This is a genomic window from Rheinheimera tilapiae (assembly GCF_042432165.1).
GTDB classification, from domain to species: Bacteria; Pseudomonadota; Gammaproteobacteria; order Enterobacterales; family Alteromonadaceae; genus Pararheinheimera; species Pararheinheimera tilapiae.
The window spans coordinates 818,301-844,991 of sequence record NZ_JBHLXP010000001.1; the positions used below are offsets into that span (position 1 = coordinate 818,301).

The 26,691-nt window shown below is 53.1% G+C and carries 19 protein-coding genes; 11 read left to right on the forward strand and 8 right to left on the reverse strand.

Annotated elements, in window-relative coordinates:
- The first annotated feature begins 78 nt into the window (after window positions 1-78).
- The 5 genes from ACFFJP_RS03405 to ACFFJP_RS03425 all read left to right on the forward strand — a co-directional run bounded on the left by ACFFJP_RS03405 (window position 79) and on the right by ACFFJP_RS03425 (window position 9,138).
- Entirely contained in the window at window positions 79-1,047 is a 969-nt protein-coding gene (locus ACFFJP_RS03405) for a glycoside hydrolase family 43 protein (protein ID WP_377240529.1), read from the forward strand.
- A 257-nt stretch (window positions 1,048-1,304) separates the two neighbouring features.
- The gene (locus ACFFJP_RS03410) at window positions 1,305-4,145 is read left to right on the forward strand and encodes a TonB-dependent receptor (protein ID WP_377240531.1); all 2,841 of its coding nucleotides are present in this window, start codon (window positions 1,305-1,307) and stop codon (window positions 4,143-4,145) included.
- A 192-nt stretch (window positions 4,146-4,337) separates the two neighbouring features.
- Window positions 4,338-5,741 (forward strand): MFS transporter, encoded by a 1,404-nt coding sequence (locus ACFFJP_RS03415; RefSeq protein ID WP_377240533.1) that lies wholly within the window; start codon window positions 4,338-4,340, stop codon window positions 5,739-5,741.
- Window positions 5,734-6,693 carry a glycoside hydrolase family 43 protein gene (locus tag ACFFJP_RS03420; RefSeq protein ID WP_377240535.1) on the forward strand — a complete coding sequence of 320 codons (960 nt, stop codon included), beginning with the start codon at window positions 5,734-5,736 and terminating at the stop codon, window positions 6,691-6,693. Before ACFFJP_RS03415 ends, ACFFJP_RS03420 begins: the two co-directional genes overlap by 8 nt.
- 21 nt (window positions 6,694-6,714) lie before the next feature.
- Window positions 6,715-9,138, forward strand: a complete 2,424-nt coding sequence (locus ACFFJP_RS03425) for a beta-L-arabinofuranosidase domain-containing protein (RefSeq protein ID WP_377240537.1) — start codon at window positions 6,715-6,717, stop codon at window positions 9,136-9,138.
- A 65-nt stretch (window positions 9,139-9,203) separates the two neighbouring features.
- Here ACFFJP_RS03425 and ACFFJP_RS03430 read toward each other — a convergent pair whose 3' ends face one another.
- Window positions 9,204-10,223 carry an arabinan endo-1,5-alpha-L-arabinosidase gene (locus ACFFJP_RS03430; RefSeq protein WP_377240539.1) on the reverse strand — a complete coding sequence of 340 codons (1,020 nt, stop codon included), beginning with the start codon at window positions 10,221-10,223 and terminating at the stop codon, window positions 9,204-9,206.
- A 105-nt stretch (window positions 10,224-10,328) separates the two neighbouring features.
- Between ACFFJP_RS03430 and ACFFJP_RS03435 the strand changes: the two genes are divergently transcribed.
- Window positions 10,329-11,324, forward strand: a complete 996-nt coding sequence (locus tag ACFFJP_RS03435) for a glycoside hydrolase family 43 protein (protein WP_377240541.1) — start codon at window positions 10,329-10,331, stop codon at window positions 11,322-11,324.
- 50 nt (window positions 11,325-11,374) lie between these two features.
- Here the strand turns inward: ACFFJP_RS03435 and ACFFJP_RS03440 are convergent, their stop codons facing one another.
- A complete protein-coding gene (locus ACFFJP_RS03440; protein ID WP_377240543.1) occupies window positions 11,375-13,003 on the reverse strand; it encodes a sodium:solute symporter in 1,629 nt (542 codons plus the stop codon).
- A 382-nt stretch (window positions 13,004-13,385) separates the two neighbouring features.
- On the opposite strand from ACFFJP_RS03440, the gene ACFFJP_RS03445 reads away from it, so the two are divergent.
- The 4 genes from ACFFJP_RS03445 to ACFFJP_RS03460 all read left to right on the forward strand — a co-directional run bounded on the left by ACFFJP_RS03445 (window position 13,386) and on the right by ACFFJP_RS03460 (window position 17,094).
- Complete coding sequence (locus ACFFJP_RS03445; RefSeq protein WP_377240545.1) at window positions 13,386-14,102, forward strand: FadR/GntR family transcriptional regulator; 717 nt, start codon at window positions 13,386-13,388, stop codon at window positions 14,100-14,102.
- Window positions 14,103-14,133: 31 nt separating this feature from the next.
- Window positions 14,134-14,913, forward strand: coding sequence for an SDR family NAD(P)-dependent oxidoreductase (locus ACFFJP_RS03450; RefSeq protein WP_377240547.1), 780 nt, complete (start codon window positions 14,134-14,136; stop codon window positions 14,911-14,913).
- Between the two features lie 535 nt (window positions 14,914-15,448).
- Window positions 15,449-16,150, forward strand: coding sequence for a sulfite exporter TauE/SafE family protein (locus ACFFJP_RS03455; RefSeq protein WP_377240549.1), 702 nt, complete (start codon window positions 15,449-15,451; stop codon window positions 16,148-16,150).
- A 41-nt stretch (window positions 16,151-16,191) separates the two neighbouring features.
- Entirely contained in the window at window positions 16,192-17,094 is a 903-nt protein-coding gene (locus ACFFJP_RS03460; protein ID WP_377240551.1) for an SMP-30/gluconolactonase/LRE family protein, read from the forward strand.
- A gap of 11 nt (window positions 17,095-17,105) precedes the next feature.
- Here ACFFJP_RS03460 and ACFFJP_RS03465 read toward each other — a convergent pair whose 3' ends face one another.
- From ACFFJP_RS03465 to ACFFJP_RS03490, 6 genes are all read right to left on the reverse strand, one after another.
- Window positions 17,106-18,467, reverse strand: coding sequence for a class II fumarate hydratase (locus tag ACFFJP_RS03465; protein ID WP_377240553.1), 1,362 nt, complete (start codon window positions 18,465-18,467; stop codon window positions 17,106-17,108).
- Window positions 18,468-18,575: 108 nt separating this feature from the next.
- Complete coding sequence (locus ACFFJP_RS03470; RefSeq protein WP_377240555.1) at window positions 18,576-19,109, reverse strand: DUF6702 family protein; 534 nt, start codon at window positions 19,107-19,109, stop codon at window positions 18,576-18,578.
- Window positions 19,106-21,526 carry a M1 family metallopeptidase gene (locus tag ACFFJP_RS03475; protein WP_377240557.1) on the reverse strand — a complete coding sequence of 807 codons (2,421 nt, stop codon included), beginning with the start codon at window positions 21,524-21,526 and terminating at the stop codon, window positions 19,106-19,108. Before ACFFJP_RS03475 ends, ACFFJP_RS03470 begins: the two co-directional genes overlap by 4 nt.
- 124 nt (window positions 21,527-21,650) lie before the next feature.
- The gene (locus tag ACFFJP_RS03480) at window positions 21,651-23,627 is read right to left on the reverse strand and encodes a propionyl-CoA synthetase (protein WP_377240559.1); all 1,977 of its coding nucleotides are present in this window, start codon (window positions 23,625-23,627) and stop codon (window positions 21,651-21,653) included.
- Between the two features lie 250 nt (window positions 23,628-23,877).
- Window positions 23,878-24,396, reverse strand: a complete 519-nt coding sequence (locus ACFFJP_RS03485) for a helix-turn-helix transcriptional regulator (RefSeq protein ID WP_377240561.1) — start codon at window positions 24,394-24,396, stop codon at window positions 23,878-23,880.
- 9 nt (window positions 24,397-24,405) lie between these two features.
- Window positions 24,406-25,134: a cytochrome b/b6 domain-containing protein gene (locus ACFFJP_RS03490; RefSeq protein WP_377240563.1), complete on the reverse strand. Its 729-nt coding sequence runs from the start codon at window positions 25,132-25,134 to the stop codon at window positions 24,406-24,408.
- 362 nt (window positions 25,135-25,496) lie between these two features.
- Here ACFFJP_RS03490 and ACFFJP_RS03495 point away from each other — a divergent pair, with 362 nt between their 5' ends.
- Window positions 25,497-26,600 (forward strand): HDOD domain-containing protein, encoded by a 1,104-nt coding sequence (locus ACFFJP_RS03495; RefSeq protein ID WP_377240565.1) that lies wholly within the window; start codon window positions 25,497-25,499, stop codon window positions 26,598-26,600.
- The last annotated feature ends 91 nt before the right edge of the window (window positions 26,601-26,691 follow it).

Genomic DNA, 26,691 nt, shown 5'->3' on the forward strand with positions numbered 1-26,691 from the left:
ATTTGTTTTAAATAGTACAATATGATGGTCGGGTGCTGTGCGCTGCGCCCGACCAGCTGCATAGAAAAAGGAATCCTGATGCGTCCATTTTTATTTCGATCCTTGTTGCTGAGTGGTCTCGCCATGTTGTTACAACTGGCAGCACCCGCGCAGGCGGCGAATCCGTTGTTTACTGACGTGCTGACGGCAGATCCCGCCGCCCTCGTGCATGGTGATAGGGTCTATTTGTACACAGGTCATGATGAAGCCCCTGATAACAATGGCTTTTTTGTCATGCATGACTGGCTGTTATTCAGCTCCAATGATATGAAAACCTGGCAGCGGCATGGGCCGGTGATGAAAGCGACCGACTTCAAGTGGGCCAAAGGGGATGCCTGGGCAGCCCATGCGATCGCCCGCAATGGCAAGTTCTATTTCTACACCACGGTACGCCATAAAGACGACAAACCCGGCTTCGCTATCGGTGTAGCGGTTGCAGACAGCCCGCTTGGCCCTTTTAAAGATGCTATCGGCAAAGCGCTGGTCACCAATGACATGACCACGCAGACCAAAAATGACTGGGATGACATAGATCCGGCCGTTTTTATTGATAAAGACGGCCAGGCCTACCTGTTTTTCGGCAATGTGGTCCCCAAGTATGTCAAGCTGAAACCGAACATGACTGAGCTCGATGGTGAAATTAAAACCATTGATTTAAAAGACTTTACTGAAGCTGCTTGGGTGCATAGCAAAGGCGATATCTATTACCTGTCTTACGCCTGCGGCTTTCCGGAAAAGATCTGTTATGCCACCAGCCGCAGTATTGATGGCCCCTGGCAATATCAGGGCATTCTGAATGAAATTGCCGGCAATTCAGAAACCAATCACCAAGCGATTATCGAATTTCAGGGCAAATCCTACTTCATCTATCACACAGGCGCAGTGCCACCGGCAGAAGGCCGGCCGAGTGGCGGCCGTTTCCGGCGATCTGTGGCGATAGATCCATTGCATTACAACGCGGACGGTACGCTACAACGCGTGATCATGACGAGTGAAGGGATCCGCTAACGCGGTCCCTTTTTAGGCAGAAAACACCTAAATAATTGATTTAAATCACGAAATAAAAATGTAGTGAAACAGCAACTGTTGTTGACAGTTAAATAATCATACAATAGTATTATAAAACTACAATAATTTGACAGTGCCGGTTTTGCAGTGGTATCAGTGCTCTGCAACTTGCACATGGACAAAACAATAAGCCGGAAGAGTTCGGGTTGTAATGGACTTACACGGCGTTCATACACAATGACGGGAGAAGACGACCCATGTTTAAGCGAAGCCACTTGTCCAGCGCCATCCTGCTGGTCCTTTCCGGCCAGGTTGCCTATGCGCAGGAAGCTGCAACCACCAAAACAGACAAAGAAACCGCTGAATCGATTGAAGTGATTCAGGTGAAAGGGATCCGCAGCAGTCTGAATAAAGCCTTAGCTGTCAAACGTCTGGAAGAACAGATTGTTGACGTGATCGTTGCCGAGGATATCGGCAAATTTCCGGATAATAACGTCGTCGAGTCGCTGCAGCGCGTGACCGGCGTGCAGGTCACCAACCGCGGCTCCGGCGAAGTTTCCGGCGTATCCATCCGTGGTTTAAGTGATATCACCACGACCGTGAATGGTCGCAACATCTTCACTGCTGCAGGCACCGCTGTTGCGCTGCAGGATATTCCGGCCAGCTTGTTAAAGCAGGTTGATGTCTATAAAACCCGGTCTGCCAGCCAGATTGAAAGTGGTATTGCCGGTGCTATTGATGTGAAAACGCAGCGGCCATTTGATTTTGAAGGTTCGAAATTTATCGTAGCCGGCCGCGGCATTTACACTGAACAAAACGAAGAAACCAACCCGACTATCAGTGCGTTGGCGTCGAATCAGTGGACCACCAGCGCAGGTCAGGTGGGTGCATTGGTTAACTTATCCTATTCCCGTCTGCGTTACCGCGATCAAAGCGTGACCGCCGGGGCCATGGTGCCTTTTATGACGGAAAGCACCACCGCGCCTTTTACCCCTTTTGAGCGGGTGTGGCCAAACCGGGGTGGCGTCAGTGAAGACCCAATCTGGCAGGCCGGCTTATTGGAAGGTTTGCCTTCAGCGGCAGGCTCGACTTTTAACATCAATGGCAAAGCCACGCCTTACATGCTGGGCCGTGATGCGATTTTCCAGAGCGATTACAACGGTGAACGTGAACGTCCGGCAGCTAACCTGTCGTTCCAGTTCGCCCCGGATGAAAACTCTGAATACGTGTTTGAGACTTTCTACAACGGTTATCGTAACGAAGGCTTTAACAGCCTGTTTTTCTCCTTCGCCGATTGGTGGGGCGACTATGCCGGTATGAACGCAGCTCAAGCGAAAGCGGCTGGTAACGTGGTGTTGCATCCAGGCACTAATATCGTCAAATCGCGTTCGGTATTACATCCGTGGGTCTTTACCAGCGGTGACTTATCAACCGGTAAAACCGACAGTTACCTGTACGCCTTAGGAGGAACCTGGCAGTTAAACGAAGATCTGACGTTAAAATCAGAAGTGGTGTATCAGGACAGCCAATACGACAGCGATTTCTTTGCAATGCGCTTTATTCGCCCGGGTGCGACTTACAAACTGAACGTGGACTTTAACGAACACAGTGGTGTGCCAGGCTTTAATTTTGAAGATGACCCGGCGACTGCGGCGTTAAACGAAGCGGATATGGTCAATCCGGCGTCTTATCTGATTGATGGCATGTACGACAATGCCAACAGCGACCAGGGTGATGCGGTGACTTTCACCTCAGATCTGAGCTATAGCCGCAGTGGTTTTATCACCCGGATTGATACCGGTGTGCGTTACGACAAACGCGGTGCTGAAACGGCCTTCAGCCGGCAGGATCGCTGCTGCGGCGGTGGTTTGAATGTCGCGTCGCTGGAAGGCCTGGCCTACACCAATAGCGGCTTTATGGATGGCGAAGCCAATGTACCGAGTAGCTGGACGGTCGCCAATGGCCACGAGATCCGCGGCAATGCAGATAAATACCGCGGCATTTATGGCATGACCAAGCTGGGTTTAAACCGCTCTTTTGACATTGAATCCACCACTTTATCGGTATACCTGCAAGGGAAATACGAAACGGAACTGGCCGGCCGTACTCTGGATGGCGAGATCGGTGTCCGTTACACCGGTATCGACACTGATTCGTTGTTTTACCAGGAAACCGCTCCGGGCGTACCACAGCCGGTCACTGGCGGTGACAGCAAAACCCGCAAACTGTTGCCAAGTCTGACCGCGCGTTATGAACTGACCGACGATCTGCAGGCACGTTTTGCCTATACCGAGACCCTGCGTTATCCATCATTCGGCGACTTAAACCCGCTGATTATCTATAACGAAGACGTGACCGGGATCGGCTACGGCACAGCGGGTGGTGGCAATCCGGATCTGGAACCCACGGAGTCGAAAAACTATGACTTGTCGTTGGAATGGTACTTCGCCAAATCCAGTTCGTTATACGGCACGCTGTTCCGCCGCGATGTCGATGGTTTTGTCGTCGGCTTCCGCCGTGCGGTAACGCATGACAAGTCTGCGACAGACCCAACGCCATACAAATTTATTCTGACCCAGCCGTACAACGCTTCCAACGGCGAGTTGTCCGGTGCTGAGCTTGGTCTGGTCTGGTTCCCGGAGAATCTGCCGCAATTGCTGGATGGTTTTGGCGTGCAAGCGAGCTATACCCGTCTGTCGTCGTCGCAGACCACACCGGATACGAACTCTGCAGGTGAAATCACCGGCTACAAAGATACCGATGTGTTTGGCGTGTCGGACTCGTCATACAGCGTTGTCCTGGCCTATGACAAAGATAAGTTAGGCATGCGGTTGTCGTATTCATGGCGTGATGACTTCCTGGCGAACTATGAAGCCGCGCTGTTTGCCAACCCGTTGGAAATGCGCCGTCGTGCTGAAGCCAGTATGGACTTCCAGCTGAGCTATCGCTTAAACGACAACTTCGAAGTGACGCTGGACGGTACCAACCTGACCAACGAGTTGTATCAGAGTTATTACGGTAGCAATGCCACAACAAATAACTTCGGTACCGCCTTGTACAGTCGCACTTTTGCGCTCGGTGTGCGCTACTCCATGTGATAGTTGATTTGGTGTGATGTGTTTTAGCCCCGCCAAGCGGGGCTTTTTTTAACCGGGTTTCAGCGTTAATGGTTGCACCAATTATCCTACAATATTATCTTGAACACACAACAATAAGGCAGCTTCAGGTTGCCAGACACAAGTACGGGTCAATGCATTGCAAGCGCCCGACAGACAGGGGAGAACCGCGTGATGAGCGCGCATAAATTATCGCATCTGGAAAAAATTGGCTTTGGTGCCGGGGATATGGCGGTCAACGTCGTGATCTCGGCGATGATGCTAATCATCACGTTCTTCTACACCGACGTCTACGGCATGAAGCCTTCGGATATGGCACTGATGTTATTGGTGGTCCGGATCCTCGACGCCATTACCGACCCGCTGATGGGCATGATCACCGATAAATATACCAGCCGCTGGGGCCGCTACCGGCCATATTTGCTGGTGTTTGCCGTGCCTTTTGGTCTGTCGGTGTTCTTAACTTTCAGTACGCCCGATCTGGATTACAACGCCAAGCTGGTCTGGGCTTACAGTACTTATATTTTTGTCACGCTGATGTTTACGGCGGTGACGATCCCTTATATCTCGTTGATCGGCGTGTTGACGGACGACCCGAAAGAACGCTTATCCGCCAATGGATATCGCTTGTTCTTTGCCAAAATTGCCGCCTTTTTAGTCACTATTATCGTCCCCATTCTGGCTGGGGCTGACTACTGGCAAGGCGACCGTGCCGCCGGGTATCAGGCAGCCATGGGGTTGATGGCGGTCCTGGCCGTGTTGTTTTTCCTGTTTTGCTTCTTCACCACAACAGAACGGCTGGAGCATCAGGTGGATAAGCAGCCGTTGGCGCAGCAATTTGCGCTGCTGCTGAAAAATGACCAGTGGCTGGTGCTGTGCGGCGTTTGTGTGCTGGGCACTGTCGGTTATGTCGTGCGCGGTTCTGTGGCGCTGTACTACGCCAAATACTATCTGGGCGGTGACACCACCCTGCAGTCGCTGTTTTTGTCGACCGGTGTCGGTGCTGCGATTTTGTCGATGGTGGCTTCGACCTGGATCACCAAAGTGTATTGCAAGGTCAAGTTGTTTAAATACAGCCAGATGGCCGTGGGTGCGCTGAGTTTGCTGATGTTTGTACTGGTCGGCCCCGGCGATGTGGTCTTGGCGTTTGTACTGTTTTTCCTGATTTCTTTTGTAGTGGATTTGCATGCCCCTGTGTTCTGGTCGGCGATTGCAGAAGCGGTCGATTACGGTGAACACAAAACCGGGCAACGCGTGGCGGGTTTGTCATTCGGCGGCATTTCATTCTGCCAGAAAGCCGGCATGGGTGTGGCGGGGGCCGTGGTCGGTTGGTTGCTGGCCGGTTTTGGTTATCAGCCGGATGTCGCGCAATCCGAACTTGCACTGACCGGCATCGCGCTGATGCTGACCGTGATCCCGGGCGTGTTCCATTATGGTGTCGGGGTGCTGATGCAGCGCTATCGCATTACTGACGCCGCATATCGCCAGTTATTGGCTGAATTACAGGTTACGCCGGTGGCCCGGCAAGCCGTTCCCGCTTCATCTGCAGTCCCAGAAGGAACTCCGACTCATGCTTAACAGCGCCGCTTTGAACAGCAATATCCCGTTAATCCCGCAACGTGCTGACCCTTTTATCTACCGGCATACCGATGGTTTTTATTATTTCACCGCGTCAGTGCCCGCTTATGATGGCATTGAACTGCGCCGCGCCCGGCAACTGGAAGATTTAGCGACCGCCCAAACGGTGATGGTCTGGCGTAAACCTGAACAAGGGCCTTACTCTGAGTTGATTTGGGCGCCGGAAATTCATTTTCATCAGGGCAGCTGGTATGTCTATTTTGCTGCGGCGCCAAGCCGCGCCATTAAAGACAATCTGTTTCAGCACCGCATGTATGTGATCCGGGCCACAGGGGATAACCCATTAACAGCGGCCTGGGAATTCGTGGGTCAGGTCGACACCGGCATCGATACCTTTTGCCTGGATGCGACGACGTTTTACCATCAGGACAAACTCTATTATCTGTGGGCACAAAAAGGCCCGGGCATTACCGGGAACTCGAATTTGTACATCGCCGAAATGGCCTCACCGGTGGCGATTAAAGGCACGCCTGTATTGTTGACGAAGCCTGAGCTGGACTGGGAAATTCGCGGCTTCTGGGTTAATGAAGGCCCGGCGGTGCTTAAAGGTCATGGCAAAATTTTTATCAGCTATTCGGCCAGTGCGACGGACGAAAACTACTGCATGGGATTGCTTTGCGCCGACGACAATGCCGATGTGCTGAACCCGGCGAGCTGGCACAAAGCGCAGCAGCCTGTGTTTCAGACCGATGCATCGGTGAAAATGTTTGGTCCCGGCCACAACAGTTTTACCACGCTGGCGGATGGCACCGATGTGCTGGTGTACCATTGCCGGCAATACACCGAAATCGAAGGTGATCCGTTATGGAATCCGGATCGGCATACGTTCGTGAAAACCATTCAGTGGGACCAAGACGGCATGCCGCGCTTTGGTAAACCCGGCCAGCCCTGAGTCTCTTACCCGGAACCGCTGATGCGCCTGATAAGATTTGGTTTTGCGTTGCTATTGGCCAGTGCTTTGTCTTTGACTGCCAATGCCGAAGCACCTGCGGTGCAGCCGTTTGGCCTGACGCAGGTGCGTTTAACGGCCGGACCTTTTTATCAGGCGCAGCAGACCAATCTGCAATACCTGCGCGATCTGGATATCAATCGTCTGCTGGCGCCTTTTGAGCGCGAAGCAGGCTTGACGCCTCAGGCGGCCGGCTACGGCAACTGGGAGCATAGTGGCCTCGATGGCCATATTGGCGGTCATTATCTGTCAGCGCTGGCATTGGCGGTCGCCGCGACCGGTGATGCCGGGCTCGATGCGCGGCTTGATACGCTGCTACAGCGGCTCGGCGCCGTGCAACAAGCCTATGGCAGCGGGACTGATGCGGGCTATCTTGGTGGCATCCCCGGAAGTCGCCTGTTGTGGCAACAAATCCGTGCCGGTCAGATCAACAGCGACTTATTCAGCCTGAACCAGCGCTGGGTGCCACTGTATAACCTGCATAAAACTTTTGCTGGTCTGGCCGATGTGTGGTTACTGACACGCAAACCGCAGGCGAAAGTGCTGTTGCTGCAGCTGGGGCAGTGGTTTTTGCGCGTCAACGCCACACTGACCGATGCGCAAATTCAACAATTACTGATCAGCGAACATGGCGGCATCAATGAAGCGCTGGTTGATCTGGCACAGATCAGCGGAGACTCGGCTTATCTGCTGCTGGCGCGGCGTTACTCACAACAAAGCTTGCTGCAGCCACTGTTAGCGAAAAAAGACCAGCTCAGTGGCTTGCATGCCAATACACAAATTCCAAAGGTGATTGGTTTTTGGCGCGTGGGCGCTGGTGCTGGCTTACCCGAGTGGCAGCAGGCAGCGCAGTTTTTTTATCAAACCGTGACCGAGCGCCGATCTGTGGTGATAGGCGGCAACAGCGTACGGGAACATTTTCATCAAACGGACGATTTTCGCCCGATGCTGGAAGATGTCGAAGGGCCAGAAACCTGTAATACATACAATATGTTAAAGCTGGCGAAGCTGCTTTATCTGCAAAGCGGTGATGCCCGATATCTCAGCTTTTATGAACGTGCCAGTTATAACCATATTCTCGCGTCACAGCATCCGCAGCATGGTGGTCTGGTCTATTTTACCCCGCTGCGTGCCGGTCATTACCGGATGTATTCATCGCATGACCAATCGATGTGGTGTTGTGTCGGGTCGGGTCTGGAAAATCACAGCAAATATGCCGAGCTGATTTACGCCCGCGCTGATCAGGAACTGCTGGTGAATCTGTTTATCCCGTCGACGCTGGCATGGCCGGAGCAGGGGCTGAAACTGGCGCTCGAAACGGCTTTTCCCGATGACATTCAGGTAAAGCTTCATGTGCTACAAGCGCCGGCGTCAGGTGAAATCCAGCAGATTAGTATTCGCCGGCCATCATGGCAGGGTGCGCCGTTGCAACTTCGGCGCAATGGCAAGGCGGTCAATACCCGGGAAGCCAGGCCTGGTTATGTGACTGTGGATCTGGCGTTACGCGCCGGTGATGTGCTGAGTTTTACACTGGATCCGCTGCTGCGGCTGGAGCAATTGCCCGGTCGGCAGACTGGCGATCAACAGGCCAACTATGCCGTGTTGTATGGTCCAATCGCCCTGGCGCAGCCGTTGCCACCATTACAGGGCGAGCAGCTGCGGTTTGTCGCGGATGATAGCCGGATGGGACATATCGCTGCCGGCGCTTTGTGCCCGGAAGGTGCGGCGCCGCTGCTAGTTGGGGAACCGACAGCATTTTTACAAAACCTGCGTCGGCTGCCCGGGCTGTTAGCTTTTGCGGCCCCCGGTCTGCAGGTGGCGCGGCCACAGATCTGGCAACAGCAACCGGTGGCGCAATTGGTGCCATTTTTCCGGGTCCACGACCAGCGTTATCAAATTTATCTGCAGCAAGTGGCCAGCGATGCATATCCGGCTTTTGTCGCCGCAGCGACAGCCAGGGCTGATGCCGAAGCCGCACTGGCCAGGCGGACGCTGGATCAGATCAAGCCGGGTCAGCAACAACCGGAAGTGGAACATCAGTATCAGGGGGCAGACAGTCAAAGTGGCAACAACAATGGCCGGCATTGGCGCGACAGTCGAGCCTGGTTCAGTTATCAGCTGACGGCCCCGGCGGAGCAAGACTTAATCCTGCGGCTGGAATATTTCAGCGGTGACGCTGGCCGGCAGTTTTCCGTGCTGCTCAATGACCAGTTGCTGGCGGACGTGACTTTACAGCCACAACTTAAAACCGGTGTCTACAGCATCGACTACGCCATCGCCAAAACGTTGTTACAGCGCAGCACGAACGGCAAACATCAGTTGAAGTTTATCGCCAAACCCGGCTCGGTTGCCGGCGGCATTTATGGCATTCGTTTGCTAAAACCCTAAATTGTTGAAGGTACTGGACAGCCGGCAGAAGCCGGCTTGGTGAAGGGATGTTATTTGCTGTCGGGTTATTTCGACTGCAAGGTCGTCCGGTACTGATTCAGCGCTTGCTGTTCGACCACAGGCCAGCCGTCTTGCCATTGCATTGGCAGCACTTTTAGTTTTTGCAGTGCTTTATCCGCAGTTTCATAGGCGTGAAACACCAGATAGTCTTTGCCATCAAAGCTGTAAGCGGCGTTATGACCGAGCGCGACCCAGTCTTTATCACCTTGCAACACTAAAGAGCCGCCACCCTGCAGCATGGCTTTACCGGTTTTGTCGACATAAGGCCCGGTCAGGCTTTTACTGCGGCCGACCATGATTTTGTAATCACTATCTTTGCCGCGGCAACATTTATCAAAAGAGACAAACAGGTAGTAATAGCCATTTTTATGGAAGATATATGGCGCTTCAATGGCACCATCACCCGGCTCGCCATCAGGGAGCGCTGGGTTGCGTGGCCGTTTCGCGATGCTGTGCCACTGCTGCGGTTCGGCCACACGGGTCAGGCTGGCGTCCAGTTTGACCAGTTTTAAACCTTCCCAGAACGAGCCGAAACTCATCCAGTGATCGCCGCGTTCATCACGGATAATTGCCGGATCAATGGCATTCCAGTGGTCACGCTCCGGCACTGATTGCAGCACGATGCCCTGGTCCTGCCATTGGTAGTTTTTCGCCGTGGGGTCCAGCGTTTTGTTGGTGGCCACACCAATGGCTGAGGTGTTTTTGCCAAACGCAGAGACCGAATAATACAGATAAAACACGCCGTCTTTTTCGATGATATCCGGCGCCCATAGATGGCCGTCAAAACCTGGCGCTATGCTTTTTGCCCATGCCGGTTCTGTGGCGAACACGCGGCCGGCAGGTTGCCAGTGCTGCATGTCTTTGGACTGATAAATGGTGATGCCGGGGCCTGTGCTGAACACATAATACTGACCACCGGCTTTGGCCATCACCGGGTCATGCACTTCCAGTTGTTTCGCTTGTGTCAGCGTGCTGCACAATAGCAGCGCGAGACTCGTCAATGTGGTGGTGATCCGATCATGCATCTTTGCTACTCCTGCCCGGTTGATTCTTGATAATAAGTAATACAATATTAATAGTACAGAATAGATCCGGCGCTCACAAGAGCGGCGACCACAGGAGATTGAACGATGCGTTTGGCTGTTTTCACTTTGGGCTACTTGCTTGCCTTTCAGGCTGGTGCTGCCGTCACTTTGCCGCAAAATCCATTACTGCTGCAACGGGCAGACCCTTTTATCTATCGCGATGCACAGAGCGGTTGTTATCACTTTACCGCCACAGTACCGGATTTTTCTGCGCTGGAGATCCGATCCAGCTGCAGCCTGGCCGGGTTAAAAACGGCGAAAGCGGTGCAGGTCTGGCAGAAAAAAGCCAGCGGACCGATGAGTGCCAATATCTGGGCGCCAGAGCTGCACCGCATTAACAATGTCTGGTATCTGTATTTTGCCGCGAGCCGCATCGACGCCCCGTTCCACATCCGGATGTATGTGTTATCGAACAAGGCGGCAGACCCAACCCAGGGCAGTTGGCAGGAAGAAGGTGAACTCACCACCCATCTGGATACTTTTGCGCTGGACGCCACCACTTTTGAGCATCGCGGCCAGCGGTACCTGCTGTGGGCGCAACAAGATGTGGCCCAAACCTATAATTCAGCGCTGTGGATTGCTGCGATGGACGGTCCTACGAAGATTAAAGGCACACCGGTGAAACTCAGTGAGCCGACCTTACCCTGGGAAACTCACGGCTATAAGGTCAATGAAGGTCCGGCGGTGCTGGTGAAGCATGGCCGGGTATTGGTGACCTATTCAGCCAGTGCCACTGATCATCGTTATGCCATGGGGTTGCTCTGGGCGGATGCCAACGCGGACCTGCTCAATCCGGCCAGCTGGCAGAAGCGTGCCGAGCCTGTGTTTGCAAGCGATGCTGCGTTAAAACGCTTTGGTCCCGGGCATAATAGTTTTGTGCTGGCCGAAGATGGCAAAACCGACTTGATGGTGTATCACAGCAGAGATTATAGGGACTTGCAGGGCACGCCGCTGACGGATCCGAACCGCCACACCCGGTTGCGGGTGTTGCCATTTGATGCAGAAGGATTTCCAATGTTTGCGCCGGAACAGGCGGATTAAAGCTTGAAAACGGAAGCCGGCAGTGCCGGCTTCCGCACAGCGGTGACTCTTTACCAGAAGCGCCAGTAGATAAAGGCAGTGATCCCCAGAATGATACCGGAATGGATGTAATCCCATTTATCCAGTCCCTGGATCACTTGCTGCATTGTATCTTTGCCTAAGGTCGAGAATGTCAGACCCTTCACATTGTCTTCGCTCGGTGCTTTGGTGACAAAACTCAATGCAATCACAATGATACAGACCAGCACAAACAGCAGGACACAGTAATACAGCCAGTTCATTTCGACGATCCAGGCGATGGGCGTACCTGCAATTGCATCACGGAACGGCAGTAACACCAGACGGATCATACCCAGCACAAAGCCAGCAACAAGACCGACGTAACCGGCGGTCGGCGTGATGTGCTTGCTGCAAATCCCCAGTAAAAACACTGCGGCAATACCCGGCGCAATAAGCGACTGCACGCTTTGCAGATATTCATACAACACATCGGCGATCAGACTCATCACCGGGATCCATAAAATCCCTAGTACGACGACCACCACAGTAGCAATACGACCCACTTTTAACAGCTGCTGTTCAGAAGATTCCGGTTTGTATTTTTTATAGAAGTCGATGGTAAAAAGCGTTGCGGATGAATTGAACAAAGATGCCAGCGAACTCATCAGCGCGGCGACCAGGCCACCGATGACAATACCTTTAACGCCGGATGGCAGCAGTTCGGCCACCAGCGTCGGAAACGCCTGATCGGCGCTATCAAACGAAATCAGACCTTTGGCTTGTAACGCATGGGCGATCAGACCTGGTACCAGAAAAATAAACACGGGCAGCAATTTCAGATAGCCGGCGAAAATGGTGCCACGACGTGCGGCTTGAATGCCTTTGGCTGACAGCACACGCTGCACAATGTATTGATCGGTACACCAGTACCAGAAACCAATAATAAAGGAGCCAAACAGAATGCCCGGCCACGGAAAATCTGGGTCTGTGGCTGCGCGCATCAGGTGCATATTTTCACCATTCAGCCGTTCCATCTCCGCCCAGCCACCGACTTTATCCAAACCAACCACCAGGATCACCACAGAGCCAATAATGAGTACCGGTGTCTGGATCACTGAAGTCCACATAATGGCTTTCATGCCACCGAGTACGGTGTAAATACCGGTTAGCACGACCAGCCCCACGGCCGAGATCCAGAAAAAGTCGATGCCCCAGATACTTTCGATGCCCAGAATGGTTTTAAAGGCGACACCGCCGGCATAGACCGTGACCGCGACCTTAGTCAGTACATAACTGACCAGCGAAATCACCGACAAAAAGCTGCGTGATTGCGAGTTGAAACGCCGTTCCAGAAACTCCGGCATGGTGTAGACATTGCTACTCCAGTAGAAGGGCACAAAAATCCAGCCAAGCAATAAGATCATCCAGGATTGTAATTCCCAGTGCGCCAGCGCCATACCCGATTCTGCACCTGAGCCCGACAAACCGACCAAATGTTCGGAGCCGATATTTGAAGCAAAAATTGACGCGCCAATCACCAGCCAGCCGGCATTACGACCGGCCAGAAAGTAGTCGGTGGTATCTTCTTCTTTTTGTCGCATCGAGGCGACAACCACCCCGATCATCAACAGACCAAAACCAGCCAACACCAGCCAGTCCATCGTACTTAGTTCAACCATGTCCTCTGTCCTTTTTTGAGCACATCGCGCCGCCGTGGCATCAGGACCATGGCACTGGATGAGCAATTATTGTTCATAAAGCATATTATAATACAAAATTAATAATAGGAAGCCTGATCAGTGTGGCTCGTCGGCGGTCAAAGCGGCTGGGCTGTCGCCGGTAAGATGTCGGCGGAAAATCGGTTTAAAGCTTGAATTTCATCTGGTTTTTCGGCAAGTTGTTACATTGCGACATCTGATCTGGACGCAGGCGCTGAGCGAGAGTCGGTGCCTCATTCCATGCGGGCGTGCAGGTGTTTGGCGGATATCGTCACAACATATGTTAATATGACAGCATCCGCGGCAATCAGACGCCAGCCCAACTTTGTCTGGAGGAGCCATCATGGTTCGTATCATTGAGAATTTAAATCTGTCCGAGCAAGTGACCAACGATCTGGGACGTGCCATTGTGGCCGGTGAATACAGCTGCGAATCAGGTTTACCGACGGAAGCACAGCTCTGTGAGGAATACGGTATCAGCCGCACCGCAGTGCGTGAAGCGGTAAAAATGCTGGCAGCCAAAGGCCTGATTTCATCCCGGCCGCGTCAGGGGATCAGTGTTGAACAGCCCAGCAACTGGAACCTGTATGACACCAGCGTATTGAGCTGGTTGCTCGACAGCAGTCCGTCATTACACGTATTAAAAGAATTCCTGCAAATGCGGCTGGCGATTGAACCCCAGGCCGCGGCGCTGGCCGCTGAATTTGCCCTTGATGAAGATATCGCTCAGATTGAAAAAGCCGTTGAAGCGATGCGCGTCGCAGCGGTAGACCCCAGCGCCAGCATGCATGATGCCGATCTGGCGTTCCATACCAGTGTGTTGTTTGCCAGCCGTAACCGCTTCTTTTTCCAGTTACGCGATTTTATCAGCACGGCGCTGAATGTCAGTATTCAGCACACGACACCGGCCAAAGCCAATGATGTAGCGGTGGCAGAAGATCACGCCAAAATCTGTACTGCGATTCGTAATCGCCAGCCAGAGCGTGCAAAGAATCTGATGACGCATTTGATCGATGAAGCCATGACCTTTATCGAAGCTGAAATTAAAAGACGCAGCTAAGCGACTCCACCGGCAGTACACAGGGATCACTATGCAACAACAGCTGAACCACAAAGCGAGTTACCCCAGTTTGAACGGCAAAGTGGTGTTTATCAGTGGTGGTGGCACCGGCATTGGCGCCCGAATGGTCGAACGGTTTTGTCTGCAAGGCGCCAAAGTTGCGTTTGTTGATATCGCCCGGGAAGCCGGTGAAGCACTGGTGCGGCAATTGGGTCAACAAGCTGCGGATGCGCCACTGTTTATGTACTGTGATATTCGCGATATCGCTGCGTTGCAGGCTTGTATTGTGCAGGCACAACAACATTTTGGTCTGATTAGTGTGTTAATCAATAACGCTGCTGACGACACCCGCCATCAAGTGGAAGAACTGAGTGTTGAATACTGGGATGATCGTTTTGCGGTGAATTTACGGCATTATTTTTTCGCCGCGCAGGCGGTGTTGCCGCAGATGCAGCAACTTGGTGGCGGCAGTATCATTAATCTGGGCTCTATCAGCTGGCGGATTAAACAAACCTGTATGCCGGCATATACCACTGCCAAAGCAGCGATTGAAGGCCTGACCCGCACACTGGCCGGGCGTTACGGCGTCGACCATGTCCGCGTTAATAGCCTGATCCCGGGCTGGGTGATGACAGAGCGTCAGCTGGCGCGCTGGCTGGATGCCGATACGGTGAAAGAAATTAACCGGCACCAGGCGATCAAGCAACCATTAGAACCGGACGACATCTGCGATATGGCCTTATTTCTCGCTGCTGACGACAGCCGGATGCTGACAGCCCAAAGTGTCATCGTTGATGGCGGCTGGGTGTAGCCACTCGATATTCCCTTCAGAGCAAACCCGTTCAGTTGCAGCTAGAGCACCATATAGTTTAAAAAAGCGGCAGCAGCGATAAGCAGAATGGCCGCAGGCAAGGCAGATTTTTGAAGCTTTAGTGGTTCTAAAGCGAGAAAATTTAACGCCGCATGCGGCCATTCTGCTATCGCCCGTCCGGGAGCGCCTGAAATTGCCTCATGCGGCGTTGCCACAGCTCGAAAGAGCGCCACTATTCCTTCGCCGTGTCGCCTTGCCTGAGGCAATTTCAGGCTGCTCTGCTGTTCGCTTATTAAACTATATGGTGCTCTAGGTTCGCTTTGTGGCAGACACGATCATTTGACGGGCCAGTCGACTCCTGTATCGCATCGGTGATCTGCAACTCGGCCTTTTCAACGGCAATGTGCCAATCCGCTCACTGAAATTCTCCCGGTCTGATTTTGCAAGTCGATGTCTTCTCTTGCATTTTTATAATTGTATTATAATATTTAAATTGATTTACTTTCTGTGCCGCGATGCTCAAGAGGCTGTCTGATTGATTGAAGTATTACTGGTAAACCTGATCCTGCTGATTGGTGCTTGTTTGCAGGGCTTGTTGGGTTTTGGTCTTGGCCTGTTCAGTGCACCGCTGCTGTTTTTGCTGGCGCCGCAATATGTGCCGGGGCCGATGATCCTGAATGCTTTGCTGTTGACGTTGCTGATGTCGATCCGCAATCATCAGGATCTGCAATGGCGTCAGACCAGCTACGCACTGGCCGGTGGCACTGTCGGTGTGTTAGGTGCGGCCTTGCTGATGTCGGTGCTGATTTTTTCGCAATATCGCATGTTGTTTGGCGCACTGATTGTCATTGCGGTGTTGTTGTCTGTGATTGGTGCGAAACCGCAACTAAGCCCACGCAATAACTTTATTGCCGGTATTTTTTCCGGTTTTATGGGCACCGCCACATCTGCGGGTGGCGCACCGATGGGCTTGTTATACCAGCATGCGCCGCCAAAACTGCGTAATGCGAACCTCAGTGTATTCTTTCTCTATATCAATGTGTTTGGCATGGTGGTGTTGTGGTTAGGTGGCATCTCCGGCTGGGCTGATCTCTGGTTGTTTCTGCAATCTGTGCCGGCATTACTGATTGGTTGGGGCATGTCGGGTTTTGTTGGCCGCCATTTACCGGGCCAACGTTTACGCCAGTTGATTCTGCTGGTAGCCTTTGCTGCCGGCCTGATGTCTGTGTTGCTGTAAACCGTCGCCGGCGCGTCCAGAATTCAAACAACGAGTATCAGATGTCATCCATTCAAGCTATTGCTGCAGACCAGGCGGAAGTCTGCCCCGGAGCCGCCGCCGCGCTGGCAGAGGGGATCCATTGGGATCCCGTGCGACAAAGGCTGTTTTGGGTTGATATTCTGCATCCTTGGTTATATTGGTTTGAACCTGCCAGCCGGCAGGCGGGCCGTATTGCGTTGCAGGAACCTGGCTGCTGGCTGGTCGGTAGTGCAGGGCGGTTATTGCTGTTGGGAATGTGTCGCAGCATTGGTTGGCTTGATCCGGATACCGGTCTGGTGACGCCCTTTGAGATAGCGCAGCTCAGCACAGAGCCAGCAGGGAACCGGCTGAACGATGGTGGTGCCGACCGCCAGGGCCGGCTCTGGTTTGGCACTATGGACAACGCCGAACAAGCACCGACCGGGCAACTTTACCGGCTTGATCATCGAGGTTTGTCTTGTGTCGATACCGGCTATGTTGTCAGCAATGGTCCTGTGTTCAGCGCTGATGGTCGTTATTTGTTTCATGCCAGTTCAGCCAGCCGTGAAATCTATCGTTTTAGCGTCTCTGCTGACGGCGATCTGTCTGATAAACAGTGCTTTATCCGTTTTACTCCCGCACATGGCTTTCCAGACGGTATGGCGCTGGATGCTGCAGGTGGCCTGTGGGTCGCGCAGTGGCAGGGCGGCGGCCTTTGTCGGTTTGATGCAAATGGCCTGCTAACAAATCGTGTTACGCTGCCAGTCAGTAATGTGACGAATCTGGCGTTTGCCGGACCAGACCTGCGCCAGCTTTACATCACCACAGCCCGGGTCGGTCTAACTGCTGTGCAGTTGCAACAACAACCGTTAGCGGGACGGCTGTTCCGGTTTGACGTTGCGATCCCCGGTGTAGCCGTGCCAAAGGTGGACTTGCCCTATTAGACCGGTTACAGCTACACCAGCCGCGCCGGGTCCAGTAACACACGCAATTGCGCTTCCGGTAAACCGGATAGTTCCAGAGCCACCTCCAGAATGGGTCTTTGCTGATGATAGGCTTGTTTGGCGATCAGCGCCGCTTTTTCATACCCAATCAGTGGATTCAGTGCAGTCACCAGAATTGGATTGAGCGCGAGCACCCGGGCGGTGTTGTCGGCGCGCACTTTCATCTGGGCGATACACTGCCGGGCAAAGGCCTCGCAGCTACCGCTGAGTAAATCAATGCTGCCGAGCAGGTTATTGGCAACCAATGGCAACATCACGTTCAGTTCAAAGTTGCCGGACTGGCCGGCGATCGTGATGGCGGCATCATGACCAATCACCTGGGCGCAAGCCATTGCCACCGCTTCCGGGATCACTGGATTAACTTTCCCCGGCATGATGGAAGAACCGGGTTGTAGTGCCGGTAACTCGATTTCAGCCAGACCCGCCAGAGGCCCAGAGTTCATCCAGCGCAGGTCATTGGCAACTTTCAGCAGCGCCACCGCCAGTGTTTTCAGCACGCCGGAGCAGGCCACCGCGGTATCCTGGGTGCTCATGCTAAAGAAAAAATTGCGACTTGGTACAAAGGGCAGGCCGGTGAGCTGACTCAGTTCAGCCGCAAAGCGATTGGCAAAGCCCGGCGCAGCATTCACACCAGTCCCCACCGCAGTACCGCCTTGTGCCAGCTGTTGTAAACGTGGCAATTGTTCCTGCAGCAACACCTCAGCATGATTGAGCTGTGCCTGCCAGCCGGCAAAGACCTGGGCAAATTTCACCGGCATCGCGTCCATCAAATGAGTACGGCCGGTTTTTAAGATGGCGCCGGATATAGCGCTTTGTGTTGTGATGGCTTGCTGCAGTTCTGTGAGTGCCGGCAACAGTTGCTGCGATATGGCGAGTGCCGCACTAACGTGAATAGCGGTCGGCACTGTGTCGTTACTGCTTTGGCCAAGATTGACGTGGTCATTCGGGTGTACCGGTCGGCCCAGCGCCTGACTGGCCAGCGTCGCCAGTACTTCATTAACATTCATATTGCTGCTGGTGCCGGAGCCAGTTTGATACACCGGCACCGGATATTGCGACCAGTCGGTGACGGCGAGCTGGCTGGCGGCGGCGTGGCTAATCGCGCTGGCGATCTCAGTGTCGAGCAGTCCCAGCGCGCTGTTGCTGTGGGCGGCGGCCTGTTTAAGCAATAACATGGCGCGGATAAAACCGGCCGGCATCGGAGTGGGGCTGATGCGGAAATTCTGCACTGCGCGTTGGGTTTGTGCCTGGTACAAAGCGCTTTGCGGCACTTCAAGTGCCCCCATGCTGTCGTGTTCGGTGCGGGTGGTCATCAACTGTCCCTCTTTTTCTGCCAGAGGGAACAGTATAGGCCAGGCTCGCGGCAGCGGCCTGGCCTGAAGCTACAGGGGAAGTTGCAGGTTTAAAACGATGCCAGCAGGTTAATGTTGGGCTGGCGAGTCAGGTTTAGCTTCAGCACTGAAATTAAAGCTTTGCTGCGGTTCCTGCTTGCTCAGCTTCAGTGTTCGCACCTGGCCACGCCCTTCGAGATTGACCACATTAATTTGCGCCGGCCAGATGTTCATCAGGGAATCATGACGCACGCTCAGCGTGTTCAGTTCGGCCTTTGGCAACGCAATTTCCTGATAAACCCAGATATGCCGGCCATCCAGTTCGCTGCCAAGCAGCTTTAACTGCAGCGGTTCGCCATTCAGTGTCAGACTGAAATGCGTCGCGACATAATCGGCAAACTGCGCCCGTGCGGCTTCTTGCTGATGGATATCGGCGGCTTTGCCCTGCAGGTGTTTGACCGCATGTTCAGCATCATGCAGATAAAAACGGTGCATCACTTCGAGCTGGCCGCTGCGATCATTAAACAGCAGCTTGGTGATGGCCGTTTTCATCTGATGCGCCTGCAGCGGCGCAGCAAAGCACAACAGCACACTTAGCAGCAGCCACAAGCTCTGGCGTATCATGGCTGTTTCTCATCTTTGTCATCGGCACTTTTCAGCTTGGTTTTGCTGTCTTGCATGATGTCCCGCTGCGTGTGGCCTTTGCGTTTTTCCCGTTTAAAGGATTCGATCCGTGATTCAATGATCTGCCGTGGATAGACGTTGTTATCAACATCCACATCAGCAGTCAGCCATTTCGGATCGACTTCGGCTTTCACCAATACCTTGTCGCTGACCAGCAGTTTGCTGACCGCATGCGGCGACTGGCGCCAAATCTCGGCAGCGATATATTGCTGTTCGGTTGAGCCGTCTTCATAAGTCAGTTGCAGCAGAATGGGCATCACCAGACCGCCCAAATTACGGAACTGCAGCACATAATAGTTTTTGTCTTCTTTGACCGCACGGTCCAGTACCCGCCGCTCCCAGGGTTTCAGGTCTTTCAGGAATTCCTGATAGCTGTTGCGCTCTTTATTGGTGACAGTGAATTGATCGTTTTTATCATAAAAGTCAGTCACGTCTTTGTTGTTGTCGACCCATGGCGTTTTGCCTTCTTTGACATTCAGCTCAGCGAAGTAGGACGCCGGTTTTTTCCGATCTTCCTGCCGCTCCCGGTCCAGATCGATATCCGGATCTTCCGTGTCGAGCCGCAGTTTGTAGACTTTTTCCAGCGCAATATCGACATGATCAGTGCTGTAGAACCAGCCGCGCCAGAACCAGTCCAGATCGACACCGCTGGCTTCTTCCATGGTGCGGAAAAAATCGGCCGGCGTCGGGCGTTTGAATTTCCAGCGCGTGGCGTATTCACGGAAGGCAAAATCAAACAACTCGCGGCCCAGAATGACGTCACGCAAAATGCCAAGCGCCACAGCTGGTTTGGTGTAGGCATTAGGCCCGAGGCTGGTTACGCTATCGGACTGGGTCATAATCGGTTCTTGCTGGTCGCCTTTCATATAATCGACGACGTCACGGGCTTCCACGCCCCAGGGCATTTTCGGGTCCCACTCTCGACCAGCGACGGCATCTAAAAAGCTATTAATGCCTTCATCCATCCAGGTCCACTGCCGTTCGTCCGAATTCACCACCATCGGGAAATAGATATGGCCAACTTCATGGATCACGACGCCAACCAGGAACAGTTTTTCCGCCAGTGAATAGGTGCGGCTGCCATCTTTTTGCAGCTCGGTGCGTGGGCCGTTAAAGGTGATCATCGGATATTCCATACCGCCGACCGGACCATTGACGGACTGCGCTATCGGGTAGGGGTAATCAAACGCAAAGCGGGAATACACCTGCATCGTGTGGATCACGGCTTCGGTAGAATACTTCTGCCACAACTCACCGCCTTCTTTCGGGTAAAACGACATCGCCATGACAAAAGGCTGCTCGCTGCCGCCTTGCTGATAGCCTTTGGCATCCCAGATAAATTTACGCGACGAAGCCCAGGCAAAATCGCGCACGTTGTCGGCTTTAAAGCGCCAGGTTTTCTGGCTGTTGCTGCCGTCTTTTTCGTTTTCCAGCGCTTCGGCCGGCGTAACCACCATTACCGGACGCTTGGCGGTTTTCGCTTGTTCCAGCCGCTGACGTTGGGCGCTGGTCAGCACATCGGCCGGGTTTTGCAGCTCACCGGTGGCAGAAACAATATGGTCAGCAGGAACCGTCAGGGCCACATCGTAATCGCCGAATTCCAGCGTAAATTCGCCCTGGCCAAGAAATTCTTTGTTAGTCCAGGCTTCGTAATCGGTGTAAGCCACCAGCCGTGGAAACCATTGCGCCAGCAGGAAAATGTCATTACCGCCTTTACGCGCATCGTCCGGGAAATGTTCGTAGCCGGCGCGTTCATTCACCGCATCTTCTTCAGCGATGTTAAACGCGTAATCCAGTGTGAATTCAGTTTGCTGGCCCGGTTTTAACGGAGTTGGCAGGTCAATCCGCAGTTGCGTGCCGACGATGACATAACGCAGTGCTTTGCCATCACTGACTAGTTTATTGATGCTGTAGCCGAGTTCGGTATCGGCCATAAATTGCTGGCGGCGCAACTGGTCGAGGCTAATGCGGGCCGGTTTGCCGTCGCGTAATTCTGCTGCGCCAAAAGTGTCGGTCATTTCCGCCATCGAATCGTTTTTTAATACGTTCTGGTCAAGCTGCAACCAGAGGTATTTCAGCGTGTACGGCGAGTTATTGCGATAGGACACTTGCTGGCTGGCACTGAGCCGGCGTTTTGATTCGTCCAGCGTGGCTTTGATCTGATAATCAACCTGCTGTTGCCAATATTGCTGACCCGGTTCGCCGGCGGCGTTGCGGTAGACATTAGGCGTTGGCAATTCTTCATCAAGCTGACGGAACTTGTCGACAAAATCACCTTTGGTTTGCTGCACTGCAGCGACAGCAACGGTACTGCTGAGCAGCAGGCTCAGCGTGAGCAAAGTTTTTACACCGGACATAACAGCCTTGTTCAGATCGGAATGAGGGAAGATAGAACACCCTAACCGGCGGGGCCGACAGCGACAAGTCGCTGCCGGATAAAATGCGATGACATTCCATTTCTGCTGGTTCAGTGCACAGCCATCATAGCTGCCCGACCAATTGTTTCTCCGCCATGATGTGTTGTATCTCAGCCAGACAGGCCGGATCGTCGATGGTCGACGGAATGCTGTACTCGCTGCCGGCGGCGATTTGCCGTAATAACTTGCGCAGGATTTTTCCGGAACGGGTCTTCGGTAAGCGTTTGACGATAATCGCTTTTTTAAAGCAGGCCAAAGCGCCGATCTCCTTTCGCACCATCGCCGCCAGTTCAGCTTCGAGCACGGATTCTTCGATAACGCTGCCATTTTTTAACAGCACCATCGCCAGCGGTTGTTGGCCTTTAATCGCTTCATGAATGCCAATGACACAGCATTCAGCCACTGCCGGGTGACTGGCGACAATCTGTTCCATTTCGCCGGTCGACAGGCGGTGGCCGGCGACGTTGATCACATCGTCGGTGCGGCCCATCACGAATAAATAACCATCTTCGTCCAGATAACCACCGTCGCCGCTGGCGTAGTAGCCGGGGAAGGTGCGCAGATAACCGTCGACAAAACGATCATCATTGCCCCAAATGGTGCTGAGGCAACCCGGCGGCAGCGGCAATTGGATCGCGATATAACCCTGTTCCTTCGGTCCGAGTCGACTGCCGTCGTCGCTTAAAATCTCCACCTGATAGCCGGGTACCGGCACTGTGGCGGAACCGGCTTTGGCCGGTAACAGCGCCACGCCAGCCAGATTGGCGCTAATGGCCCAACCGGTTTCGGTTTGCCACCAATGGTCAATCACCGGTTTGCCAATCTTGTCGGTCACCCAATAATAAGTCGCCGGATCTAAGCGCTCACCGGCCATAAAAATGTATTTCAGTGCCGACAAATCATAAGTTTGCAGCGCCGCTTCCGGATCTTCTTTACGCACGGCGCGAAAGGCGGTTGGGGCGGCGAATAACACTTTGACTTTGTATTCGGCGCAAAGGCGCCAGAAGGCGCCGGCATCCGGCGTAAATACCGGTTTTCCTTCGTACAAAATGCTGGTGCAGCCGGCGATTAACGGTGCATAGACAATGTAGGAGTGACCGACCACCCAACCGACATCAGAGGCGGCAAAAAACACGTCGCCGGGGCCGCAGTCATAAATGGTGCGCATGCTGTAAGACAATGCCACCGCATGGCCACCGTTATCACGCACCACGCCTTTGGGTTTGCCGGTGGTGCCTGAGGTATAGAGGATATACAACGGATCTGTCGCTTTGACCGGCACACAAGCGGCCGGGCTGGCGCTGGTCATGGCTTGGTTCCAGTCCAGATCACGGCCTGGTTGCAGCTCGGCTACTAACTGTTCGCGCTGAAAAATAATGCAATGTGACACCTGATGCTGCGCCAGTTCGAGTGCTTCATCGAGCAGTGGTTTATAGGCAATCAGCCGGTTAATTTCGATGCCGCAGGACGCACTGACAATGACTTTCGGCGTGGCGTCGTCGATCCGCAGTGCCAGTTCATGCGCGGAAAAACCACCAAATACCACTGAATGCACAGCGCCAAGTCGCGCGACGGCCAGCATCGCAATCACTGCCTGCGGGATCATCGGCAGATAAATCACCACACGATCCCCTTTGCCAACGCCTTGTTGCTGCAACACACCGGCAAACAGTGCCACTTCATCCAGCAGCTGCAAGTAGCTGTAATTGCGTTTGCTGCCGGTGACCGGCGAGTCATAAATCAGCGCGGTCTGATCACCGCGGCCTTGCTTGACCTGACTGTCGAGCGCCAGATAACAGGTATTGAGCACCCCATCGGCAAACCACTGGTAATGATCGCCATCCTGCTGCGTTAAGATCTGCGTCGGCGCTTCAAACCAATCGAGCAGTGCAGCCTGCTGTTGCCAGAACAGTTCCGGCGCGCTGGCGGCATGGCTGTGCAGTTGCTGATAAGTGCTGAGTGGCTGATTACTCTGCTGAGTGTTGTGCTCAGTGCTGTGCTCAGTGTGCTGTTGGTGAAAGTGTTGATTCGAGCTGGTCATGGCAGGCGTTCCCCGGCGAAAAATACCACACAGACTGTAGCGGGTTTTCTCTGGCAAAGAACTTAGACTTTCGGCGGGGGCGATGCGCTATGCAAAGTCAGAGTTATGGCGTTTTGTGGTCGGTTTTCTGGCTCAGGTTGGTGTCTCTGCCGCTTGTGAATTTTGTGACGATGCGCAGGGGCTGGCTGGTCGTCACAAGATCGCCCTTGCCGGCCATCCGCGAAATTGGAGAAAAAATGACACGCAGAGGTTAATGACCAGCGTCTGTTTCAGGCAGCAGGTCCTCAAGAAAAAATGCTGACAATTCAGAGCGGCCATTCAAGCCAGACTTGGCGTAAATCGCGGTGGATTGCACACGGGCTGTTTTTTCGCTGGTATTTCGAAGCGAAGCAATTCCCTTCAGGCTCATCCCTTTGAGTAAGAAAAAGGCAACTTCCCGCTCCGAAGGCGTAAGGCCCCAAGCATGCAGTTGCTGGTCAATCATCACGGATAGGCCTGCCAGATAGGCTTTTGATTGCGCGCGCCATTGTTCAGATTCTTGTTGCCAGGCCGCAGATAGCTGACGCTCTGTTTGCAGAGCGCCTTTGAGCTGAAATTGTTGATGAAGCAGATACAGAATTCCGACCAGAGCAAGAACTCCGGCAGATCCCTCGACCAGAATATGCCACAGAATGACGCCCTGCGAAGTGTCAGTAATAAGATCTACCGCCACAACCAACACGATCAACAGTAAGGTTAACAACAACACCCAGCGTTCATTTGTCTGCATAGTGATTCTCTAATCGTCATCGTTTTCTTCGGATGCGTTTTTGTTGCTGCTGTGTTCCCCGGCTTCACTGAGTTGTAATGTCGTTCCCAACAGATGAAGAGTTCCGGTGGCGGGGGCGAAGTTCTGCTGCAGGTACATACCAAAGCTCAATGTCAGACAGACAAACAGCAACCCTAACAGTCTATGTGAGCGAACACTCAGGGTGCTTTGATCTAAACCCTGTTTATCTCCAGATAGCATGCTTTTACTGAGTTGATCCTGATGTTTCAGGTTATGTAGCACGAGACCTGCAAGATGAAGGAGTACCACGCCAATAAACAGGTCAGCCATGAGTTCATGGGCATCTTCCAGCACGTCTCCTGCTGAACCTGATGCCATCAGATAACCCGACACCCCAAGGCCGATAGCCAGAAGCATCATCAGCATCGCAGCCCAGCTCGACGCTGGATTATGGCCAGCTCTGGGAATATTGTTTCCGGTAAACACTCCGTTAATGTATTGAAAAAGCGCGGCTGGATTGAGGTGAAAATCACTGAATCTCGCGTGCTTCGTACCAACAAAGCCCCAGACTATCCGCAACAGCACAGTAAACACCATGATAAGCCCGGCCAGCATGTGCCAGGCGAAGGCTGTTGATTCATCGTCGATCGTATTGGCGATGGTGAATGCTGTTAAAAAACTTCCGGCAAAGAGCCAATGAAACATACGGGTGGGTAAATCATAAATACGCGTTGTCATGTCGTTCAACCTTCTATGGGCACCAGTTACTGGTTCGGATGCTAGGTTGAACAGCTAAAACTGGATATCAGGCAAATGACCTAGAGGCTGTTTTTCGGCGGTATCGGTCCCCCCTGATAGGGTCCTGCAGGCGTTGTTTGGCTCATCTGTCGCGCTTGTTTCAATTATCTTAATCGATTAAACTGGGCGCAGCGAAAAATTGATACTTTGTGTGGCTCCAATGCAGGGCCACATGCGTAGGTACCAATGCACTGCGAGTGCTTTGGATTTGTAGTGGGAACTAGCTTCTCAGTGCTCAAGTCTGAAGTGATGCTCCGGATAGCTGAACCAATCAGATACATATTCTTGGTTGAAAGGACAAGATGAAAGCCACGGTACTCTTTATCGACGACGACCCGTTTATGCTCAAAGCACTGGAGCGGATAGCCAGAATGTTGCGGCCAGATTGGCGAGTGTTGACTTGTGCTGAGCCCAAAGTCTGGCAGGCAGCATGCATGGATGTGCAGCCCGATATCGTGTTTTGCGATTTTTTAATGCCCGGCTGCAAAGGAGATAAAGTTCTGGCTGAATGCAGAGCAATGTTCCCTAATTGTCTGAGAGTATTGTTAACCGGTGACTTGAGTGAGGAGATTATCAGCGATGCGAGTCATGATGCGCATTTTGTGCTGAGTAAACCGTTTCAAAACGCCGATATCGAAAGTGTCTTTGTGGCCCTCAGCAGATTACTGAGTTTCAATCTGCCTGATGCATTGCGTGCGCAATTAACCAGTGGATTGCGCTTACCGTGCTTGCCGCTCATTGCCAGAAAAGTCCGGGCAAAAGTCCGGCAGCCCGAAGTGAATATCCACGAGATCGCCGTCGTGATCTCGCAAGATACCGTGATCTCGGCGCGGTTAGTGCAGCTGGCAAATTCCGCGTTTCTAGGATTCAAACATCCGACACATTCGCTGGCTGTTTGTCTGATGCGGTTGGGGACGAGTCTGGTTGAAGTGATTGTGACGGCGATGGCGCTCGAATCGCATTTGCCTGAGCATGCGCATTATAGAGCTGCAAATGAAAAAGCGTTCCAACAGGCAACCATCAGCCAGGTGCTGTCAGAGGCACAAGGGCTATGCCATGATGAGCAGGAAAAAATCTTCACCGCAGCCATTCTGTCGGGCTTAGGCCGGCTGGCAGCGTTAGCGCTTAAAGATCAACATGTGCAATTACCGGACTTGCTGTCTGGGATCAAAACCGAAGCGTTGTTAAGTTGGTACTTACTAACGTCCTGGGGCTATGAAGAGGATATCATTCAGCTGATCCTCGACAGCACGAACGATAACTATCTGCAGCAAGACGAATCCGCTTTGATCCTGGCATTATCGGGTTATTTGGTTGATGGCATCAGCGATGAATATTTCAGGAATCTGATTGCGAAGCTTCCAGACAACGCATTAAAGAAAACGCTGAAAGAATGGCCGAATTAGTGGTGAACACAGGTGTTTCTTGCGTGCGGTAAGGTGCAGAAAAAACCTGCAGCAGCAAGGGGAGAGCGCGCTGCCACAGGTTACAGGTTAA

Coding starts and splice junctions, on each gene's coding strand:
- ACFFJP_RS03405 (WP_377240529.1), top strand. CDS start 79: ATGCGTCCATTTTTATTTCGATCCTTGTTGCTGAGTGGTCTCGCCATG.
- ACFFJP_RS03410 (WP_377240531.1), top strand. CDS start 1,305: ATGTTTAAGCGAAGCCACTTGTCCAGCGCCATCCTGCTGGTCCTTTCC.
- ACFFJP_RS03415 (WP_377240533.1), top strand. CDS start 4,338: ATGAGCGCGCATAAATTATCGCATCTGGAAAAAATTGGCTTTGGTGCC.
- ACFFJP_RS03420 (WP_377240535.1), top strand. CDS start 5,734: ATGCTTAACAGCGCCGCTTTGAACAGCAATATCCCGTTAATCCCGCAA.
- ACFFJP_RS03425 (WP_377240537.1), top strand. CDS start 6,715: ATGCGCCTGATAAGATTTGGTTTTGCGTTGCTATTGGCCAGTGCTTTG.
- ACFFJP_RS03430 (WP_377240539.1), bottom strand. CDS start 10,223: ATGCATGATCGGATCACCACCACATTGACGAGTCTCGCGCTGCTATTG.
- ACFFJP_RS03435 (WP_377240541.1), top strand. CDS start 10,329: ATGCGTTTGGCTGTTTTCACTTTGGGCTACTTGCTTGCCTTTCAGGCT.
- ACFFJP_RS03440 (WP_377240543.1), bottom strand. CDS start 13,003: ATGGTTGAACTAAGTACGATGGACTGGCTGGTGTTGGCTGGTTTTGGT.
- ACFFJP_RS03445 (WP_377240545.1), top strand. CDS start 13,386: ATGGTTCGTATCATTGAGAATTTAAATCTGTCCGAGCAAGTGACCAAC.
- ACFFJP_RS03450 (WP_377240547.1), top strand. CDS start 14,134: ATGCAACAACAGCTGAACCACAAAGCGAGTTACCCCAGTTTGAACGGC.
- ACFFJP_RS03460 (WP_377240551.1), top strand. CDS start 16,192: ATGTCATCCATTCAAGCTATTGCTGCAGACCAGGCGGAAGTCTGCCCC.
- ACFFJP_RS03465 (WP_377240553.1), bottom strand. CDS start 18,467: ATGACCACCCGCACCGAACACGACAGCATGGGGGCACTTGAAGTGCCG.
- ACFFJP_RS03470 (WP_377240555.1), bottom strand. CDS start 19,109: ATGATACGCCAGAGCTTGTGGCTGCTGCTAAGTGTGCTGTTGTGCTTT.
- ACFFJP_RS03475 (WP_377240557.1), bottom strand. CDS start 21,526: ATGTCCGGTGTAAAAACTTTGCTCACGCTGAGCCTGCTGCTCAGCAGT.
- ACFFJP_RS03480 (WP_377240559.1), bottom strand. CDS start 23,627: ATGACCAGCTCGAATCAACACTTTCACCAACAGCACACTGAGCACAGC.
- ACFFJP_RS03485 (WP_377240561.1), bottom strand. CDS start 24,396: ATGCAGACAAATGAACGCTGGGTGTTGTTGTTAACCTTACTGTTGATC.
- ACFFJP_RS03490 (WP_377240563.1), bottom strand. CDS start 25,134: ATGACAACGCGTATTTATGATTTACCCACCCGTATGTTTCATTGGCTC.
- ACFFJP_RS03495 (WP_377240565.1), top strand. CDS start 25,497: ATGAAAGCCACGGTACTCTTTATCGACGACGACCCGTTTATGCTCAAA.